General features: G+C 66.9%; 21 protein-coding genes. 8 read left to right on the top strand and 13 right to left on the bottom strand.

Translation table 11 applies throughout. The features are described 5' to 3' along the window. Position 1 precedes the first annotated feature (1 nt). Both AC1ROX_RS17450 and AC1ROX_RS17445 read right to left on the bottom strand, forming a co-directional pair. Positions 2-1057, bottom strand: a complete 1056-nt coding sequence (locus AC1ROX_RS17450) for an acyl-CoA dehydrogenase family protein (RefSeq protein ID WP_493127375.1) — start codon at positions 1055-1057, stop codon at positions 2-4. 12 nt (positions 1058-1069) lie between these two features. Further along, positions 1070-2227 carry an acyl-CoA dehydrogenase family protein gene (locus tag AC1ROX_RS17445; protein ID WP_493127373.1) on the bottom strand — a complete coding sequence of 386 codons (1158 nt, stop codon included), beginning with the start codon at positions 2225-2227 and terminating at the stop codon, positions 1070-1072. A gap of 76 nt (positions 2228-2303) precedes the next feature. Between AC1ROX_RS17445 and AC1ROX_RS17440 the strand changes: the two genes are divergently transcribed. Then, positions 2304-2780: a YybH family protein gene (locus tag AC1ROX_RS17440; RefSeq protein WP_493127371.1), complete on the top strand. Its 477-nt coding sequence runs from the start codon at positions 2304-2306 to the stop codon at positions 2778-2780. A gap of 7 nt (positions 2781-2787) precedes the next feature. Here the strand turns inward: AC1ROX_RS17440 and AC1ROX_RS17435 are convergent, their stop codons facing one another. From AC1ROX_RS17435 to AC1ROX_RS17425, 3 genes are read right to left on the bottom strand one after another with little or no spacing between them, the layout of a single operon-like run. Next, positions 2788-3780 (bottom strand): DUF3298 domain-containing protein, encoded by a 993-nt coding sequence (locus AC1ROX_RS17435; protein WP_493127369.1) that lies wholly within the window; start codon positions 3778-3780, stop codon positions 2788-2790. Continuing rightward, on the bottom strand, positions 3777-4928 hold the full coding sequence (locus tag AC1ROX_RS17430; RefSeq protein WP_493127367.1) for a pyridoxal phosphate-dependent aminotransferase: 1152 nt from the start codon (positions 4926-4928) through the stop codon (positions 3777-3779). Before AC1ROX_RS17430 ends, AC1ROX_RS17435 begins: the two co-directional genes overlap by 4 nt. Positions 4929-4936: 8 nt before the next feature. After that, positions 4937-6265 (bottom strand): gamma-glutamyltransferase, encoded by a 1329-nt coding sequence (locus AC1ROX_RS17425; protein ID WP_493127365.1) that lies wholly within the window; start codon positions 6263-6265, stop codon positions 4937-4939. 49 nt (positions 6266-6314) lie between these two features. Here AC1ROX_RS17425 and AC1ROX_RS17420 point away from each other — a divergent pair, with 49 nt between their 5' ends. Both AC1ROX_RS17420 and AC1ROX_RS17415 read left to right on the top strand, forming a co-directional pair. Continuing rightward, the gene (locus AC1ROX_RS17420; protein WP_493127363.1) at positions 6315-7688 is read left to right on the top strand and encodes a M48 family metalloprotease; all 1374 of its coding nucleotides are present in this window, start codon (positions 6315-6317) and stop codon (positions 7686-7688) included. A gap of 21 nt (positions 7689-7709) precedes the next feature. Continuing rightward, positions 7710-8492: a DsbA family protein gene (locus tag AC1ROX_RS17415; RefSeq protein WP_493127360.1), complete on the top strand. Its 783-nt coding sequence runs from the start codon at positions 7710-7712 to the stop codon at positions 8490-8492. Between the two features lie 117 nt (positions 8493-8609). Here AC1ROX_RS17415 and AC1ROX_RS17410 read toward each other — a convergent pair whose 3' ends face one another. Genes AC1ROX_RS17410 through hppD form a run of 5 tightly spaced genes read right to left on the bottom strand, consistent with a single transcriptional unit; the run spans position 8610 to position 14045 of the window. Continuing rightward, a complete protein-coding gene (locus AC1ROX_RS17410) occupies positions 8610-10082 on the bottom strand; it encodes an aq_1923 C-terminal domain (RefSeq protein ID WP_493127356.1) in 1473 nt (490 codons plus the stop codon). Further along, positions 10079-10720 carry a maleylacetoacetate isomerase gene (gene maiA / locus AC1ROX_RS17405; protein ID WP_493127354.1) on the bottom strand — a complete coding sequence of 214 codons (642 nt, stop codon included), beginning with the start codon at positions 10718-10720 and terminating at the stop codon, positions 10079-10081. The genes AC1ROX_RS17410 and maiA overlap by 4 nt, the downstream gene beginning before the upstream one ends. Before the next feature lie 29 nt (positions 10721-10749). Next, positions 10750-11742: a fumarylacetoacetate hydrolase family protein gene (locus AC1ROX_RS17400; protein WP_493127353.1), complete on the bottom strand. Its 993-nt coding sequence runs from the start codon at positions 11740-11742 to the stop codon at positions 10750-10752. Between the two features lie 11 nt (positions 11743-11753). Continuing rightward, positions 11754-12914, bottom strand: a complete 1161-nt coding sequence (locus AC1ROX_RS17395) for a homogentisate 1,2-dioxygenase (protein ID WP_493127351.1) — start codon at positions 12912-12914, stop codon at positions 11754-11756. 36 nt (positions 12915-12950) lie between these two features. Continuing rightward, the gene (gene hppD / locus AC1ROX_RS17390; protein WP_493127349.1) at positions 12951-14045 is read right to left on the bottom strand and encodes a 4-hydroxyphenylpyruvate dioxygenase; all 1095 of its coding nucleotides are present in this window, start codon (positions 14043-14045) and stop codon (positions 12951-12953) included. A gap of 40 nt (positions 14046-14085) precedes the next feature. Here hppD and AC1ROX_RS17385 point away from each other — a divergent pair, with 40 nt between their 5' ends. The 5 genes from AC1ROX_RS17385 to aat all read left to right on the top strand — a co-directional run bounded on the left by AC1ROX_RS17385 (position 14086) and on the right by aat (position 17581). Next, complete coding sequence (locus AC1ROX_RS17385) at positions 14086-14547, top strand: MarR family winged helix-turn-helix transcriptional regulator (RefSeq protein ID WP_493127347.1); 462 nt, start codon at positions 14086-14088, stop codon at positions 14545-14547. 65 nt (positions 14548-14612) lie between these two features. Further along, the gene (gene aroQ / locus AC1ROX_RS17380; RefSeq protein ID WP_493127345.1) at positions 14613-15077 is read left to right on the top strand and encodes a type II 3-dehydroquinate dehydratase; all 465 of its coding nucleotides are present in this window, start codon (positions 14613-14615) and stop codon (positions 15075-15077) included. 22 nt (positions 15078-15099) lie between these two features. Continuing rightward, complete coding sequence (accB, locus tag AC1ROX_RS17375) at positions 15100-15564, top strand: acetyl-CoA carboxylase biotin carboxyl carrier protein (protein WP_493127343.1); 465 nt, start codon at positions 15100-15102, stop codon at positions 15562-15564. A 15-nt stretch (positions 15565-15579) separates the two neighbouring features. Next, entirely contained in the window at positions 15580-16923 is a 1344-nt protein-coding gene (accC, locus tag AC1ROX_RS17370) for an acetyl-CoA carboxylase biotin carboxylase subunit (protein ID WP_493127341.1), read from the top strand. A gap of 7 nt (positions 16924-16930) precedes the next feature. Next, a complete protein-coding gene (gene aat / locus AC1ROX_RS17365; RefSeq protein ID WP_493127339.1) occupies positions 16931-17581 on the top strand; it encodes a leucyl/phenylalanyl-tRNA--protein transferase in 651 nt (216 codons plus the stop codon). Here aat and AC1ROX_RS17360 read toward each other — a convergent pair. The 3 genes from AC1ROX_RS17360 to mlaD are packed head-to-tail and all read right to left on the bottom strand — an operon-like array spanning position 17518 to position 18682. After that, positions 17518-17988 (bottom strand): DUF2155 domain-containing protein, encoded by a 471-nt coding sequence (locus AC1ROX_RS17360; RefSeq protein WP_493127337.1) that lies wholly within the window; start codon positions 17986-17988, stop codon positions 17518-17520. The genes aat and AC1ROX_RS17360 overlap by 64 nt on opposite strands. A 2-nt stretch (positions 17989-17990) precedes the next feature. Next, a complete protein-coding gene (locus AC1ROX_RS17355) occupies positions 17991-18218 on the bottom strand; it encodes a hypothetical protein (protein WP_493127334.1) in 228 nt (75 codons plus the stop codon). After that, the gene (gene mlaD, locus AC1ROX_RS17350) at positions 18218-18682 is read right to left on the bottom strand and encodes an outer membrane lipid asymmetry maintenance protein MlaD (RefSeq protein ID WP_493127331.1); all 465 of its coding nucleotides are present in this window, start codon (positions 18680-18682) and stop codon (positions 18218-18220) included. Before mlaD ends, AC1ROX_RS17355 begins: the two co-directional genes overlap by 1 nt. Positions 18683-18694: the final 12 nt, after the last annotated feature.

Below are 18694 nucleotides of genomic sequence, written 5' to 3'. Positions count from 1 at the left end.
TTCAGGCGGCGTAGCGGCTTTCGGTCAGCGCCGGCCACAGCTCGTCCTTGCCGGCCTTGGCGAAGGACTCGCCGATCTTCTCGCCCCAGAAGCTCTCGCTGCCGAAGTCGCGACGCCACACCCAGAGCCTGCGCGTATAGTGATGCAGGATGTGCTCGTGGGTGAAGCCCATCGCGCCCATCGATTGATGCGAGATGGCGGCGATGCGGTGCGCGAAGTCGGAGCACTGGGTCTTGGCGGCGGCGATCGAGAAGCTGCCGCCGTTCTCCAGCCCGCCCTCGTCGGCGTCGCGCGACGCGGCCTCGGCCGAGGCGATGGTCGCGGCGGCGTAGCTCGCCAGCTCGGCCAGCATGTGCTGGATCGCCTGGAAGGTCGAGATCGGGCGGCCGAACTGGACGCGCTGCTTGCAGTATTCCGTCGCCGTCACGAGGATCTTGTCGGCCGCGCCCGCCATCTGCATGGAACGGGCAAGGGCTGCGAGTTCCAGCGCACGCTCGGCGCTGATGGTGGAGGCCGCCGAAAATTCCGGCGTGGCGCCTTCGAACGTCACGCTGCCGTAGGGCTCGCCGGCATGGCTCGGCGCATCCTCGATCTTGACCGCGTCGCGCGGCACGACGACCAGCGTCGACTTGCCGCCCGAGGTGACGATCGAGACGAAGCGCTCGGCGACGCCGGCGAACGGCACGCGCGCGACCTTGCCGGAGATGCGATTGCCCTGGAGCGACAGATCACCCAGTGCCAGGGTCGAAGGACCGGTCGCGGGCTTGCCGCCCGCAGCGGAGATCAGCAGGTTGGCGAGCGCGGTCTCGGCGACCGGCACCGGCACGGCATGCTCGCCGGCCACGCGCAGCAGCGCCATCAGGTCAGCCAGGGTTCCGCCCACCCCTTCCAATTCCTCGGAGACTGCGATCAGCGGCAGGCCCATCTCCTCGATCTCCTTCCAGAGATCGGCGGGCCACACGCCCTTCTCGACGCCGTTCACGACGTCCTTACCGGCACGCTCGGCGAAGAAGCGGCTGGCGGTCTCCAGCAGCATGTCACGGGTTTCGCGATCCATGATCTCTCTCCTTCAGCGCAGACCGAGGCCGCGGGCGACGATGCCGCGCAGGACCTGGGTGGTGCCGCCCTGGATGGTATAGCTGGGCGCCATCATCGACGCGTACTGGGCGATATCGAGGAAGTCGGCGAGATCGTCCTCGGTCGTGGCGTCGGATTCGGCCAGGGTGCGCGCGATCTCCGGCAGGTCCTGCTGGTAGATCGTGCCGAGGTCCTTCACGAGCGACGCCTCGATGGCCGGCGACTTGCCGCCCTGCATCATGCCGGCGACGGCCGTCGACATCTGGCGCAGGGTCCACAGGCGCGCGATCAGGCGGCCGAGGATGGCGCTGGCGCGCTTGGCCGGCTGGCGGCCCAGCACGCGCACCAGCTCGCGCAGCACGTAGAAGTTCTGCATGAAGCGTTCGGGGCCGGAGCGCTCGAAGGCGAGCTCGCTCGTCACCTGCAGCCAGCCGTCGCCCTCGTTGCCGATCAGGCAATCCTCGGGAATGAAGGCGTCGGAGAAGGTCACCTCGTTCCAGTCGTGGCGGCCGGCGAGATTGATGATCGGACGGATCGTGACACCCGGCGTCTTGAGGTCGACCAGGAGCTGGCTCAGCCCCTTGTGACGATCGCCATGCTGGCCCGACGTGCGAACCAAGGTGATGCAGTAGTGATTGCGATGCGCGCCCGAGGTCCAGACCTTGGTGCCGTTGACGCGGAAGCCGCCGGGCACCGGCTCGGCGCGCGTGCGCACCGACGCGAGATCGGAACCCGAGTCGGGCTCGCTCATGCCGATGCTGAAATAGCACTCGCCGCGCGTGATGCGCGGCAGGATCGCCTGGCGCTGCTGTTCGGTGCCGAACTTCAGGAGCAGCGGACCGGACTGGCGGTCGGCCACCCAGTGCGAACCGGCCGGCGCGCTGTTGCCGAGCAGCTCCTCGGTGACGACGAAGCGGTCGAGGAAGGAACGCTCGGCGCCGCCATACTGCTTGGGCCAGGTGATGCCGAGCCAGCCCTTGGCGCCCAGCGCCTTGCTGAACTCGGGCGACGCGGTGTTCCAGCTCGCGAAGCGATCCTCGGATTTGATCCTGGGCAGCGTCTCCTTGAGGAACGCGCGGACCTCGCCGCGCAGAGCTTCGGCTTCGGCGGGCAAATGGAACGGCGGGAATTCGAGCTTGGGAATGGACATCATCATCTCGACGGTTGGATGCCTCTTCTGTGTCGGCTAATCCTGTGCCGCGCAACCTGTGAGTTTCGAGGGTCGAATGCCCCGCCGTCCACCACGCCTGCCGCCGCTCTTGGCGGAATTCGACGATGACGAACGCGACGCAGTCCTGGCCGCGAACCGCGCTTTCTACAAGGCCTTCAACGATCGCGATGCCGCCGCCATGGACCAGGTCTGGGCGCCCACCGGTTCGGTCATATGCCTGCATCCCGGCCAGGCGGCACTGCACGACCGCGCGGAGATCATGGCGAGCTGGCGGGCCATCATGAAGCACCCCGAGGCGCCGCGCGTGCGCTGCACCGAGGAATGGGTCGTCGGCCGGCCGGGCCTCGCGCTCGTCATCTGCCGCGAGATCCTGCCCAACGGCCAGCTCATGGCGAGCAACCTCTATGTCCGCCTGAGCGACGGCTGGCACATGACCAGCCACCATTCCGGCCCGGTGCCGCCCGTCGCCACCGAGCGCGCCTCCCCCGCTTCAGTGCCCGCCGCGGCCCGCGACCGGCGCAAGCTTCACTGACCCGGCTTCAGCGCCCGATCGGACCGCCGGCGCGCAGCAGCGGCTTCAGCCGGCTGTAGGGAATGTCGACCGTGTAGGGCCCGGCCGAATAGGGTCCAACCTCGTATTGATTGAAGTAAAGTTGCAGCTTGTCGGCCTGCCAGCAGAAACGGCCGGCCGTGTTGACCGTCTTGGTGAGCTTGTTGGGCTGTAGCGCATCCTCGAAGCCGGGATTGTCATTGAACTGCTTCTTGAGATCGGCGCCGACGATCGTGACGAGTTCCTTCAGCCACGGCGTGCCCGCCGCGAATACGGCTTCAGGCGCCACGATCTTGCCGGTGTGCAGGTCGACCAGCGTGCAGCTGGTGCTGCCGTAGCCGTGCGCGCCGCCGGTGAAGGCCCAGAAGGTCAGCGCCACGGTGATGGCATCGGGGCCGGGCCGGTAGAGCGAATAGCCCTGCTCGGCCTGCCACTCCTGCTCGCGATCGACGCCGGCATCGGCCGTCGGCGTGGTCTCGCGCGCCGCCTTCCCGGCCGCTTCGGCATAGGTGCGATTGACGATCGTGAAGTCCGCCGTCTTGCCGGCAAACCGCGGATAGCGAAGGTCGATCGTGTAGGTCACCTTGCCGACCTTGCCGGTCTTCTCGATCGACTGGTCCTCGATGAAGGGATAAGGCCCGGCGGCCGACGCCTTGAGATCGGCGATGCGGTTCTCGTAGCGCGTCTTCAGGCAGCGCAGGATGACGTCGGGATCGTCATTGGGCACACAGGCGCGGTTACGGCCGACGACCCAGCGCACCTGGCTCTTTTCCAGGCTCTCCTTGGCCGGTCCATTCAGCCTGGCCAGGAGCGCCGTGTAGAGACCGGTCAATTCGCGATCGGCCTTCGAGAGGGCGGGATCCTTGCAGACCGCGCGCTCCGCGCCGTTGGACGCCTTGGCGCAATCGAAGCTCGGTCCGCTCTGCGCGAAGGCCACGGCCGGAGCGAACGCAACCAGAGCTGCGACGGCAAGAGCCTTCATACCCGCCTCCACTGTTTCAGGCGGCGCACCGCCTCCTCCATCTCCGCGGTCGAGCCGGCGAAGGAAATGCGCAACGTGCCCGCACCCCGCGCGCGGTCGAAATCGACGCCCGGCGTCGTCGCCACACCGGCCTCGCGCAGCATGCGGCTGCAGAAGTCGCGGCTGTCGTTGGTGAGGTGCGAGACGTCGGCGTAGATGTAGAAGGCGCCCTGGGCCGGCGTCAGCCGGTCGAGCCCCGCCGCCGGCAGGCCGGCCATCAGCAGATCGCGATTGGTGCGATAGCGCTTCACATGGCCGTCGAGTTCGTCGCGACACTCGAAGGCCGCAAGGGCCGCGTGCTGGCTGAGCGTCGGCACCGAGATGAAGAAGTTTTGCGTCAGCCGCTCGATCGGCCGCACCATGTCGGGCGGCACGACCAGCCAGCCGACGCGCCAGCCGGTCATGGAGAAGTACTTGGAGAAGCTGTTCACCACGATCGCCGTGTCGGACACCTCGACCGCCGAGTGGGTTTCGCCCTCGTAGACGATGCCGTGATAGATCTCGTCCGAGATCAGCCGCACGCCGTTGGCGTTGCACCAGTCGGCCAGCGCCTTCAGTTCGCCGCGCGTCACCATGGTGCCGGTCGGATTGGACGGGCTCGCCACGATCAGCCCGTCGAGAGGACCGGCCTTCTCCAGCGCCGCGACGGTCGGCTGGAAGCGGTCTTCCGCCGAGGTCGGCAGATCGACCGCTTCGAGATTGAGCGCCGACAGGATGTTGCGATAGGCCGGATAGCCGGGCGCCGCGAGCGCGACACGGTCGCCGGCATCGAAGCTCGCCAGGAAGGCCAGCGGAAATCCGCCGGACGATCCCGTCGTCACGATGACGCGCTCCGGCGAAACGTCTGCGCCGTAGGTCTCGCTACAGTGCCGTGCGATGCGTTCGCGCAGCGCCGGCATGCCCAGCGCCGCGACATAGCCGATCCGGTCGGCGTCGAGCGCGGCGTGCGCTGCCGCCAGCGCCCCCTTCGGCGCCGGCGTGCTGGGCTGGCCGACCTCGAGATGGATGACGGTGTCGCCCGCTGCTTCCTTCTCGGCGGCGGCCGCCATCACGTCCATGACGATGAACGGGTCGACGCCGCTGGAGCGGCGCGAAAGCTTGCCCGACATGGCGCGCGCTATTGGCCGGCGACGGCCGACAGGCCCGCTCCCGCAGGATCGGCGGCGGCCCGGCAGGTGTCCGATCCGCCGCGCAGGCCCGACGGGCAGGCGATGGCATTGACGAAGCCGCCCTGCCCGCGACGGTTGGCGAGCACGGTCGCGAGCGGCTTGCCGCCGTCGATGACTTCGCGCGCCACGAAGCCCACGGCCTGCGCCGCGGTGGCGGCACCGCCGCCGGCGCCGGCGAAGGTGAACTCGCCGTTGCCGGGGTTTGCGATGATGAACGGGCTGACCGAGGCCGCCTCGGGGTTCGGTGAGCCCAGCATGATGCCGCTGCCGGGCACCACGACACGCGCGCCGAAGAGCTGGCCCATCGACAACTCGCACGCCGCCGCGCCGCCCTTGGAGTCGACGGCCGCAAAGCCCGCAAAGCCGCCGGAATCGACCGGCGTGCTGCCGCCCGGCTGGCTGCCCTGCCACCCGGCCAGGGCCGTGGCGCCCGCTGCAGGCGCCGGCGCGGCATAGGCCCGGCTGCGGTAGTGGCTCACGGATACAGGATCCTTCGCGATGGGAATCGAATTGCGCAACGTGTCGACCGGCAGGCTGCCGCCCGCTTGCGAGACCTGCTCGGAGAATGTGCGGGCGAGCGCCCCCTGGAAGAACTCGCCGCCGCCGCGCTGACGGATGCCGCCCAGGACCGTGGCGAGGTCTGGCTGCGTCAGGAGCGTGCCCTCGCCGGCGCTGCCGAAGATGCGCCGCGCCTCGGCATCCCCCCCGAGGAGAGCGCCGCCAGCCTGCAGGTCGCGCGCAAGGGCACGCGATACCGGGACGCCGAGACGCGCCAACCGTTCCGCCGGGGCAACCGTCTGTTCCCAGCGGAGCTGGCCATGACGGACATGCATCAAGGTGATGGCGCGCACGCCGCCAGGCACCGAGAAAGGCGTCCCCTTCACCGCGCCCGGTGCGGCGATCGGCGGAAAGACGAAGGCTTCCGCCTTCTTGGTCTTGTCATCGTGGACGATGCAGGCGCCGGACGCCCCCAGCGACGCTGCCGACGGCAGGGTCACGGCAAGTGCAAAATACATGGCGGTGGCAGCATCGGTCGCATTGCCGCCCGCCAGCAGGATCTCGCGTCCGATTTCGGCGGCGCGGCTCTCGTCCGCCGTGGTCGCAGCGAAACGACCGGCCTCTGCGCTGCTGCTCCTCGTGACGCCGGAAAGGCCACGCCGGTTGGGCGACAGCCCTGAAGGATTCTCGGCGTTTTCCGACCGATCCTGCGCCCGGTCCGTCTCACTAAAGCCACAACCCGACAGCAAGAGGAGGGCAATCAGGGCTGCGTTGCGCAATTGACGTGGCCGCCGACCGTTCCTAGCCTGCCTCAGCCCCGTGCCGACCTTGTTCAAACGCATCATCACCCTCTTAAGTCTGGCGCTCCTGGCGCTGGCACCGTTTCGTGCCGCGACGGCCCAGCAAGGTCAACGCCTCAATCTCATTCGCGACGCCGAGATCGAGAGCACGATCCGCACCTTCACGATCCCGATCTGGAGGGCCGCAGGTCTCGACCCCAATGGTGTCGAGATCATGCTCGTACAGGATGGTTCTCTCAACGCCTTCGTCGCAGGCGGCCAGCGCATCTTCATCAACACCGGCCTGATCATGCGGACTGAACGGCCGAACCAGCTGATCGGCGTCATGGCCCATGAAAGCGGCCATATCGCCGGCGGCCATCTGGCCCGCATGCAGGAGGAACTGCGCAGTCTCTCCACCCTGCAGATCCTGGAGACCATCCTGGCCGGCGGCGCCATGGCCGGCGGAATGGTGGGTGGCGCGGGCGCCGGCACCGGTGGCGGCCATGGCGGCGGCACCGGCCGGCCGATGGCACCGGGATCGCTGATGTCGTTCCTGAAATACACCCAGACGCAGGAAAGCGCGGCCGACCAGGCGGCGATCAGCTATCTGCAGCGCACGGGACAGTCGCCCAAGGGCACGGTCGAATTCCTGCGCTACCTGCAGCGTGAGGAGAAGCTCGCGATCAACCGCCGCGATCCCTATCTCACCACCCATCCGCTCACGCCGGAGCGCATTTCGGCGTTCGAGCAGGCCGCGGCGAACTCGCCCTACGCCAACACGCCCGACACGCCGCAATTCCTGATACTGCACCAGCGCATGGTGGCGAAGCTCTATGGCTTCGTCGCGCCCGATGCGGCCCTGCAGCGCTACGGCGAGGCCGACCGGTCGCTGCCGGCGCGCTATGCCCGCGCCATCGCGCTCTATCGCAAGGGTGCGCTGGGCTCGGCGCTTCTGACGATCGACGGATTGCTGAAGGAATATCCCAACGATCCGTACTTCCACGAAGTGCGCGCGCAGATGCTCTACGAGAACGGCCGCGCCGCCGAGTCCATCCCCTCGTACCGCCGTGCCGTGCAGCTCGCGCCGGCGGCGGCGATCCTGAAGATCGACCTCGCGCGCGCCCTGCTCGACGTCAGCAGCCCCGACAACACCCGCGAGGCGATGCGCAACCTCGACATGGCCGTGCAGCAGGAGTCGGGAAGCTTCGAGCTGTGGCGCCTGATGGCGGCGGGCTACTCCAGCCTCGGCGATCAGGGTATGACATCCCTCGCCCGGGCCGAGATGGCGGCGATCCGCGGCCAGCGCGCCGAAGCCCAGGCCCATGCCGAGGCGGCGGCGCGTCAGCTCACCGCCGGGACTCCGGCGTGGCAGCGTGCGCAGGATCTCAAGGCCTATATCAACACCCGGCCCCGCAAATAGCCGGCTCTGGAGAACATAAATATGCGTTCCCTTCTCTTGGCTCTCATGGGCGGCCTGATCATCGTCGGCGCCGTCGCCGCGACCCGCACCGGCCTGCGCCCCGGCACGACGGCCCCCTCTTCGTCCAGCGCCCAGGCCACCAACGCCGCCGCCGTTCCGGCCGATCTCGGCAAGAGCATCCGGGCCTACCTGATGGCCAATCCGGAAGTCCTGGTCGACGCGATGCAGGAGCTCGAGCGCAAGCAGGATACGCAGCGCGATGCCGTGGCCGTGAAGGCGATCAGCCAGAACGAGGCCGAGCTGTTCCGCGATGCCGACAGCCCGACCGGCGGCAACCCGGCGGGCGACGTCACCATTGTCGAGTTCAACGACTACCAGTGCCCCTACTGCAAGCGCGCCTACCAGGCGGTGAAGTCGGTCACCGGCACCGACGGCAAGGTGAAGATCGTCTACAAGGACCTGCCGATCCTCGGCGAGCCCTCGAAGATCGCGGCCCTCGCCGCCCTCGCCTCGATGAAGCAGGGCAAGCACCAGGCGCTGCACAACGCGCTGATGGAGTTCAACGGCAAGCTCGACCGCGAGAAGATCCTGCAGACGGCGGCCTCGGTCGGCATCGATGTCGCCCAGCTCGAGAAGGACATGGAAGATCCCAAGCTGAAGCAGATCATCGACCGCAACCTGGCCCTCGCCGGCGCGCTGGGCGTCCGCGGCACGCCGGCCTTCGTGATCGGCAAGCAGTTCGTGCCGGGCGCGGTCGACGCCGAGTCGCTGAAAGCCCTGATCGCCGACGCGCGGAAGAGCTAACGCGGCATCTGCCTTTCTTGTCATCCCGAGCGCAGCGAGGGACCTTTACTGCAACCGCGCAAAGGTCCCTCGCTGCGCTCGGGATGACAAAGGGTTTATCGCGCGAACAGCGCTTCTTTACTTCGACACCGTCGCGGTGAGGCCGAGGGCGTTCACGAGGTCGGCGCCCGGCTTCAGGAGATAGTCGAGCTTTTCCAGGCCCAGTGCCGGTTGCGGCGCGGCGTCGACGGTGAGCGTGCCGCCCTGCTCGACGAAGCGGGCGACCGCATCGAGCAGCTTCGACATGTCCTGCGTGATCAGCACGCCGGGCGGCTGATAGCGCCGGATCTCGGCCGCCAGCGCCGCGCGCTCGGCCGCCGCCGGCTGGCCGCTCAGCCGCGCCTTGGCCTGCAGGCTGCGCTGCAGGAGGCTCTTGTCGGCAACCACCAGCTTGGCCGATTTCAGCGCGGCTTTAGTCCCCAGCAGACCGAACATGTCGCCCTCGTCGACCGAGCGCCAGAACTCGTCGTCGGTATCGACGATCTGGGAGGCGAAAGAGACCTCGACCAGATCGGGACCGCTCAGCTTGCAGTCCTCGACCTTCAGCGCGTGGCGGGCGCGATCCTCGACGGTGCTGCAGTCGAGGCTCAGCCGCACCTCCTTGAGGTTCATGGACTGCAGGACCATGCGCATGCCGATCGCCTCGACGCTGCGCAGCGACGGCGCCAGCACGAAATCCTCGACGCGCACGCGTGACCGGCTGAGATCAGCGCTTTCGCGCTTGGTCTCGGTCGAGACGCTGCCCATCGACAGGCCGTAGCGCGTCATGAGATCGCCGCCGAAACCGGACATCCGGCCCTCGGCCACGGGAACCCGGCCGATCGGCATCCCCGGCTCCCAGTCGATGGACGACGCCAGCCCGATCGGCCGGCGCAGGTCGATGCCGCGCGCCGCGATGTCGGCAATCGTGACGCCGGCCATGCGTGCGCCGGCCGGCTTCACCTGGAGATCCTTGATCTCCAGTGCGTCGATCAGGCCGCGCACATAGCCCGTGAGGGAGAGGCGCGAGACGCTCTGCGTCATCTGCTCGAGCGAGACGTAGGTGAAATCGCTCTGCTCCAGGCGATCGACCGAAAGCGCGCCCAGCAGGCGGGCCATCATCACCTCGTTGCGGAACGGTCCCTCGTAGGTCGAGTCGTAGCGCGGCAAGTCGATATTGGTGCCGGTCAGTTCGCCGATCGTCCAGGAGTTGCCGGCGTCGGGCTCGGCCAGCCGGAAATTGCGGATATGCAGCCGCGCCACATGCAGCGGATCGCCCCAGTTGAGGCCATTGAAGGGCAAGCGTCCCTTCAGCATCTCGTCCAGCGGCCAGGCCAGGCCCGAGGCTTCCCATTCGTCGACTTTCAGCTCGCCGTTCGGGCCGCCCGCCACGTTGCGCAGCGCGATGCTGCGGTCGAGCAGACCCACCTTCACCGTTTCGACCTGCACGCCGTTCTGCGCGAGGCCGGCCTTGAGGCGCGAGGCGGCAAAGCTCTCGGCAAAGGGGATTGAAGCGGCGCCGATGCCGACCAGGGCAATGACGGCGCCGAGAGCGATGACGGATTTCCTCACGGTTCGGCGTCCGGCTGCTTCGAGGGTTGGGCCGCATCGAAGGCTGGGTGCTTCATGCAGGTATCGTAGATTCGCTGGATGGCCGGGTAACGCTTCATGTCGACCTTGAAGCGCGTGGCGTTGAAGACCTGCGGGACCAGGCACATGTCGGCCATGGTCGGCCGGTCGCCGTGACTGAACGTACCGCCGCCACCCTGTTTCAGTGTCGCCTCGTAGGCGTCGAAGCCGGTCTCGATCCAGTGGCGCGACCAGGTGAAGGCGCTCTCCTCGGTCTGGTCGAACTTCTGGCGCAGGTAGGCCATCACGCGCAGGTTCTGGATGGGATGGATGTCGGCGCTCACGATCAGCGACAGGGCCCGCACGTGCGCCCGGCCGACCGGATCCCCGGGCAGCAGCGGCGGCTCGGGATGCGTCTCCTCGAGATACTCCATGATCGCCAGCGACTGCGTCAGCACCGCGCCATCGTCGAGGATCAGCGAAGGCACCAGCTTCTGCGGGTTGATCGCGGCATAGTCGGCCGAGGACTGCTCGCCCTTGCGCAAATGCCGCGACGCATGCTCGACCGCGATGCCCTTGAGGTTGAGCGCGATGCGCACGCGGAACGCCGCCGAGGACCGAAAATAGCCGATGAGCTTCATGACCGCCTCCGCGGCCACTGTAGCACGGCTTATGCGGGCGGCGTGTAGCGCACGACTTTCTGGTCGATGGCCCCGAAGATCGACTTGCCCGCCCGATCGAACATCTCGATGCGGATGTGATCGCCGAAGCTCATGAACGGCGTCACCGGCTTGCCGCCCTCGATCGTCTCGCGCACGCGACGCTCGGCGATGCAGGAGCAGCCGACGGCCGCATCGCGGTTCGCGACCGTGCCGGAGCCGACGATGGTGCCCGCCTCGAGATGCCGCGTGCGCGCGGCATGCGCAATCAGCTGGCCGAAATCGAAGGTGAGATCGGTGGCGGCGTTCGGATGGCCGAACTCCTTGCCGTTGAGGGTCGAGATCAGCGGCCGGTCGAGCCGGGCGCCGTTCCAGTCGTCACCCAGCTCGTCGGGCGTCACGGCCACCGGCGCAAAGGCCGTGGCGGGCTTGCCGTGGAAGAAGCCGAAGCCTTTGCCGAGTTCGGTCACGATGACGTTGCGCAGCGACACGTCGTTCAGGATCGTCACCAGCTTGATGTGCTTTCTCGCCGCTTCGGCCGAGATGCCCATCGGCACGTCGTCGACCATCACGCCGATCTCGCCCTCGAAATCGATACCCCAGGCCTCGTCGGCCATCTCGATCTCGTCGTTGGGACCGATGAAGGAGTCCGAGCCGCCCTGGTACATCAGCGGATCGGTCCAGAAGGACGGCGGCATCTCGACGCCGCGCGCCTTGCGCACCAGTTCGACATGAACGACGTAGGCCGAGCCGTCGGCCCATTGGTAGGCGCGCGGCAAGGGCGCCGCCAGCGCCGTCGTGTCGAGTTCGAACGAGCCGACCGCCTTGTCGTCCTCAAGCGCCTCGGCGAGCGCCCACAATTTTGGTGAATTGGTGGCCCAGTCGTCGAACGCCTTCTGCATCGTCGGCGCCACGGTGGTGGCCCGCACGCCGCGCGTCAGGTCGCGGTTCACGACGATCAGCGTGCCGTCGCGGCCGCCTTCCTTGAGCGATCCCAGCTTCATTGTGCGCTTCCCTACTCCGCTGCCTGCTTCACGTCCGGCGGCCGCCAGGACTTCACATATCCTTCGAACTCGACACCGGCCGGCATGGCCGCGACATCGACCGCATCGCGCGTGTCGATCATGACCGCGACCTCGTCGGTCTCGGTCTTGCCGCCACTGCCAACCTTGGTGGTCGCCGCCTTGAACGCCTTGGGATGCGGCCCGTGCGTGAAGCCGGTGGGATGCACCGTCATCATGCCGGGATGGATGTTGTCGCGGCTGAAGAAGCTTCCCTTGTGATAGAAAATCACTTCCTCGAAGTCGTCGTTGTTGTGGAAGAACGGCAGGCGCAGCGCCTCCGGGTCGCTCTCCAGCGGCCGCGGCACGAAGGTGCAGACGACGAAGCGGCTGGTGGCCCAGGTCGTGTGCGCCGAGGGCGGCAGATGGGCGCGATGGCTCATCAGCGGCCGCAGGTCACGCCAGTTGATGCGCACGACGCTGAGGTCGCCATGCCAGCCGATCGCATCCAGCGGATTGAACGGGAAGGTCACCGTCGAGAGCGTGTTGCGCCGCTTCACCGAGACCTTCCAGGTGCGCTCGTCCTGCTGGGCGCGGAAGGCCTCGTCGATGCGCGGTGTGTCGAGCATCGCCGGATCGAAGATCGCGTGACGGCCGACCAGCCCTTTCTCCGGCAGGACGAAGTGATCGTTGGTCGCCTCGATCATCAGCGATACGGTCGGCTTGGCCGGTTCCAGGCGCCACATCGTGCCGCGCGGGATCACGAGATAATCGCCCTCGGCATAGTCGAGATGGCCGTAGTCGCAGAACAGCGCTCCGTTGCCCTCGTGGATGAACAGGAGCTGGTCGCCGTCGCTGTTGCGGGCGAGCTGCGGCATGGGCTTGTCGAGCTTCCAGATGCGCATCTGCAAGTGGTTGTTGCCCATGACAAGCTCGGCCTCCCAGGGATTGGCCTGCGCCGTCACCAGCTTGTTGAGATCGAGGGCGCGCGGACGGATCGGGCCGTCGAATTCGACCCAGTCGGTCGGCTTGTGCTTGTGATGGAACTGCGCGGAGGGCCCGAAGAAGCCCTCTTTGCTGATTTCACGCTCGTAGGTGCCCTCGGGCAGACGCACATGGGCCTGGCGCGAGGCGGTACCCTCGACCTGGCGCAGCGGAATCCAGTTTTTGGCCATGGGGTCCCTCCGTTTCGTTTATTTCGTTTGTTTCGTTTATTGAGCCTTCAACACACCGCGGCGGATCTGGTCGAGTTCGATCGATTCGAACAGCGCGCGGAAATTGCCCTCGCCGAAGCCCTCGTTGCCGCGGCGCTGGATGATCTCGAAGAAGATCGGTCCGATCACGGTCTGGGTGAAGATCTGCAGCAGCAGCCCGCCGCCCTTGGTCGGCGCGCCGTCGATAAGGATGCGGTCGGCGCTCATCCGCTGGAGGTTCTCGCCGTGGCCTGGCAGGCGCGCGTCGACCTGTTCGTAATAGGTGTCCGGCACGTCCTGGAACGGCACGCCCTTGAGCTTGAGCGACTCGACCGACTCGTAGATGTCGCCGGTGCCGAGCGCGATGTGCTGGATGCCCTCGCCATGGTAGGCGGACAGATATTCCTGGATCTGGCTCTTGTCGTCGGAGCTTTCGTTGATCGGGATACGGATCTTGCCGCACGGGCTGGTCATCGCCTTGGACTTGAGGCCGGTGAGCTTGCCCTCGATGTCGAAGTAGCGGATCTCGCGGAAATTGAAGAGCCGCTCGTAGAAGTCGGCCCATTCGGCCATGCGGCCACGATGCACGTTGTGCGTCAGGTGGTCGATATAGGTGAGACCGACGCCCTTCGGATTGCGGTCGACGCCCGGCAGATACTCGAAGTCGACGTCGTAGATCGAGCCGCGCTCGCCGTAGCGGTCTACGAGATAGAGCAGCGAATCGCCGATGCCCTTGATGGCGGGGATGTTGAGTTCCATCGGCCCGACCTTGCCCTCGACGCCCCAGGCGCCCAGCGACAGCGCCCGCTTGTAGGCGGCGCCGGCGTTCTTCACGCGGAACGCGATGGCGCAGACGCTGGGCCCGTGCACACGCGCGAAGCCCTGGGCAAAGCTCTCCTTCTCTCCGTTGACGATGAAGTTCACGTCGCCCTGGCGATAGAGCGAGACATCCTTGGAGCGATGCTTCGCCACCTTGGTGAAGCCCATGCTCTCGAACAGGGCGCCGAGCGCCGCGGGATCGGGGGCGGTGTATTCGACGAACTCGAACCCGTCGGTGCCCATCGGGTTCACGGCGTCCATCTCCAGGATCTTGGCTTCGCTGACACTTGCCATGTTTGACCTCCCGGCTGAATTGGTTTCAAATGTAACTATTATGCCGACCGATTCGCAAGCCCTCGAACTGGAGAAATTTCTCCCCTACCGGCTGTCCGTCCTGGCCCAGCTTGTAAGCGAATCATTGCACGATCTTTATGCCGGGCCGTTCGATCTCAGCGTCCCCCAGTGGCGGGTGATGGCGGCCCTCGGGCGGTTCGCCCCCCTCACCGCCTCCGATGTGGGACAGCGGATCGTCATGGACAAGGTGGCCGTCAGCCGGGCGGTCGCGAGCCTGACGAAACGGGGTCTGGTCGAGCGTACGGCCGATCTCGACGACCGGCGACGGGCCCTGCTCCGGCTCAGCGCGAAAGGCCGCGCGATGCATGCGAAAATCGTCCCGATCGCCCTCGAATACGAGGCCGGGCTCTACGACGCCTTATCCCCTGAGGAGCGCCAGACCCTCAACGGCTTGTGTGACCGGCTGTTCGCCCACGCCAAGCTGTTGAGAAACCGGCCCTGAGGCCGCCTTGTGGCCCCGACTCCCCATGCTATAACGCCCGCCTCTTGTGATTCTGGGAGGCAGGATTGGCTAAGGCCGCCCAGCGCCCACCGGCCAAGCCGGTGCTGGTGCTCAACGGGCCCAACCTCAACATGCTGGGCAAGCGTCAGCCGGAGATTTACGGCCGCGAGACGCTGGCGGACGTCGAGGCGGCGTGCCGTGCCGAGGCCGTGCGCCTGGGCCTCGCGGTCGAGTTCGCCCAGAGCAATCACGAGGGCGTGCTGGTCGATCGCATCCAGGCCGCGCGCGAGGGCAATTCCGGCATCGTCATCAATGCCGGCGCCTACACCCATACGTCGGTCGCCCTGCTCGACGCGCTCAACGCCGCCGAGCTGCCGGCCATCGAAGTCCATCTTTCCAACATCTACAAGCGTGAAAGCTTCCGCCATCATTCGTACATCAGCCCGGCCGCGGTCGGCGTGATCGCGGGTCTCGGCACTCAAGGCTATCTCCTTGCCCTCCAGGCGCTGGCGCGCCTGCTGGCACGCTGAGCAACATCGGGAGCGTTTCTCCATGGCAAAGTTCGAGCTGGATACCGAGTTCGTCCGCAAGCTGGCGGCCATCCTCGAGGAAACCAAACTCGGCGAGATCGAGCTGGCCGACGGCGAGCGGCGCATCCGCGTCGCCCGCCCGACCGCCCCCGTTGCGCAGGCCGCACCGGTCATGATGGCCGCGGCGCCCGCGACCGCTGCAGCGCCCGTGGCCGGCGCTGCGCCCGCGGCGGCCAGCGACCTCTCCAAGCATCCTGGCGTCGTGAAGTCGCCGATGGTCGGCACCGCCTATCTGGCGCCCGAGCCCGGCAAGCCGAACTTCGTCTCCGTCGGCGACAAGGTCACGGCCGGCCAGACCCTGCTGATCATCGAGGCGATGAAGACCTTCAATCCGATCAAGGCGCCCAAGGCCGGCACGGTCATGCAGATCCTGATCGAGAACGCCCGGCCGGTGGAGTTCGGTGAACCGCTGATGATCGTCGAGTAAGGGGCCTCGGTGCCGATGTTCGACAAGGTCCTCATCGCCAACCGCGGCGAGATCGCGCTCCGCATCCACCGCGCCTGCCGCGAGATGGGCATCCAGACGGTCGCGGTCCATTCGACCGCCGACAGCGACGCGATGCATGTGCGCCTGGCCGACGAATCGGTGTGCATCGGCCCGCCACCGGCCCGCGAGAGCTACCTCAACATTCCCGCGATCCTGTCGGCCGCGACCATCGCCGGCGCCGATGCGATCCATCCCGGCTACGGCTTCCTGTCGGAGAATGCCCGCTTCGCCGAAGCGGTCGAGGCTCACGGTTTCACCTTCATCGGTCCGACGCCGCAGCACATCTCCATGATGGGCGACAAGATCGTGGCCAAGCAGACCGCCAAGGAGCTTGGCCTGCCGCTGGTGCCGGGCTCGCCGGGCCCCGTCGAGTCGATCGAGGAAGTCATCGAATTGGGCACCAGGATCGGCTGGCCCGTGCTGATCAAGGCCGTCGCCGGGGGCGGCGGTCGCGGCATGAAGGTCGTCCAGGATGCCGACGCCGCCGCCGAGGCCTTCTCGCTGGCACGCGCCGAAGCCAAGGCCGCCTTCAACAACGACTCGGTCTATCTTGAGAAGTACCTGCCGCGGCCACGCCACATCGAGATCCAGGTGCTGGGCGACGGGCTGGGCGCTGGCATCCATCTCGGCGAGCGCGACTGCTCGCTGCAGCGCCGGCATCAGAAGGTTCTGGAAGAAGCGCCCTCGCCCGCGCTCAATGCCGAGCAGCGCAACCGGATCGGCGAACTGGCGGCCGATGCCGTGCGCAAGCTCAAGTATCGCGGCGCCGGCACGATGGAGTTCCTGTTCCAGGACGGCGAATTCTACTTCATCGAAATGAACACCCGACTGCAGGTCGAGCATCCGATCACCGAGGCGGTGACCGGCATCGACCTGGTGCGCGAGCAGATCCGTATCGCCTCCGGCGCGCCGCTCGGCCTCACGCAAAAGGACATCGTGATCCAGGGCCATGCCATCGAGTGCCGGATCAACGCCGAGAATCCCGAGACCTTCGTGCCCTGCCCCGGCCTCGTCACCGACTACCATTCGCCCGGCGGACTGGGCGTGCGCGTCGATTCCGGCCTCTATGCCGGCTACTCGATCCCGCCCTACTACGATTCGATGGTCGCCAAGCTGATCGTCAACGGCTCCAGCCGCAACGAGTGCCTGATGCGCCTGCGCCGCTCGCTGGAGGAGTTCGTGGTCGGCGGCATCGACACCACGATCCCGCTGCACCGCCGCATCATCGGCGAGCAGGCCTTCATCGACGGCGACTACGACATCCACTGGCTGGAGAAGCTGGTCGGCCTGAAGAAGTAGCGCCGCGATGCTGGAGATCACCCCCGACCTCCTGCTCCAGGCCTATCGCATCGGCGTCTTTCCCATGGGAGAGAGCCGCGACGACCCCAAACTCTACTGGCTCGATCCCCGCCTGCGCGCGGTGCTGCCGCTCGACGGTTTCCACCTGTCGCACCGCCTGGCGCGCACGGTCCGCAGCGGCCATTTCGAGGTGAGCGCCGACACCGCCTTCGCCGAGACGGTGCGGGCCTGCGCCGAGCCGCGCCCCGGCCATCCCGAGAGCTGGATCAACGAGCCGATCGTCGAACTCTATACGGAACTCCATGCGCGCGGCTTCGCACACAGCGTCGAATGCCGAGTGGACGGCCGGCTGGTGGGCGGCCTGTACGGCGTTTCGGTCGGTGCCGCCTTCTTCGGCGAGAGCATGTTCAGCCGCGAGCGCGATGCCTCGAAGGTGGCGCTGGTGCATCTGGTGGCGCGGCTGATCAAGGGCGGCTTCGCCCTGCTAGACTGCCAGTTCATGACCGAGCATCTGCGCAGCTTCGGCGCGGTCGAGATCCCGCGCGACGAGTTCAAGGTGTTGCTGGCCGAGGCGATCGACCGCCCGGCAACCTTTCAGCGTGAGCTGGGCGGCGAGGATCCCTGCGCCATCGTGCAGGAGAGCACGCGCAGATCGTAGACGCCGTGGTCGAGCGCCGACAGCGACGGCGTCGAGGCGAACATCCAGCCGGCGAACAGCTTTTCTTCCGCCTGTCCCGGCTTGTGGTCGACGATGGTGAGGTAGGCCACCGATTCGGGCGGCGCCTCGGGCACGTTCACCAGGCAATCGCCGACCGTGATCTCGAGCGTGCCGAAGCGCGTCGATTTTCCGACCGGCGCGTAGAAGCGCTGCGTGCGGGCGGTCACCTTGTCGAGGCCCTGAAGCTCCGCCGACCGTGTGCCCGGCCCGTCCGGCACCGGCCGCAGGTTGGCGTTGCCCGGACGTTGCTGAGGCTGTTGCGGTTGCTGTGGTGGTGGCAATGGCGTCTGCGCCGACGCGGCGCCAATGCCGGCCGCCAGGACCGCGAACACGATCAGCCCGCGCATGCTCACCCCTTGGCGCGGGGCGGCGTCAACCCGTCGATCAGTTCGTGAAGCGCCTGTTTGATCTGCGTGGCGTCGCATCCCATCAGAACTCCATCCTCCAGCGCATCGGCGCAGAGGGTTTCGATTTCCTGGATGTTCTGATTCAGGACTTTGATCTTTTCGAGGCACGACACCGGCTTGCCGTCCGGTTGCCGCCAGACCGGCGGCTCTTTCGGGGATTGAGTGCCCATCACTTGTTTTCCGTGCTGCCGCTTCCTGTGCTGCCGAACATGAACTTCGCGATCAACTCGGTGAGCGGGATCGAATCCTGCGTATGCTCGATCTCGCCGCCGCTCTTCAGCATCTGCTTGTCGTTGCCCGGTTCGAGCACGACCACCATGCCGCCCAGCAGCGATTCGCTCACGATCTTGGCGTGGGTGTCCGCCGGCAGGTTTACGTTCGACGAAACCGCGAGGCGCACCACTGCCTGATAGGTCTTAGTATCGAGGCTGAATCCCGTGACGCTGCCGACCTTCACGCCGCTCAACGTTACGTCCGCCCCGCGCTTCAGCCCATCGATGCGTCCGAATTTGGCGACGAGTTCGTAACCGTCAGGTCCGGTACGATCGGATTTCGAAAAGGCATAGACGACGAAGGCGCAGGCCACCACCAGCACCAGCGCACCCACGATCGTCTCGACAATATTACGGCCCACGCTCGTTTCCCC

This window comes from Reyranella sp. GW821-FHT14A01 (assembly GCF_058803965.1).
The sequence above is the reverse complement of the archived record's forward strand: the minus strand, read 5'-3'. Positions and strand labels throughout refer to the sequence as shown.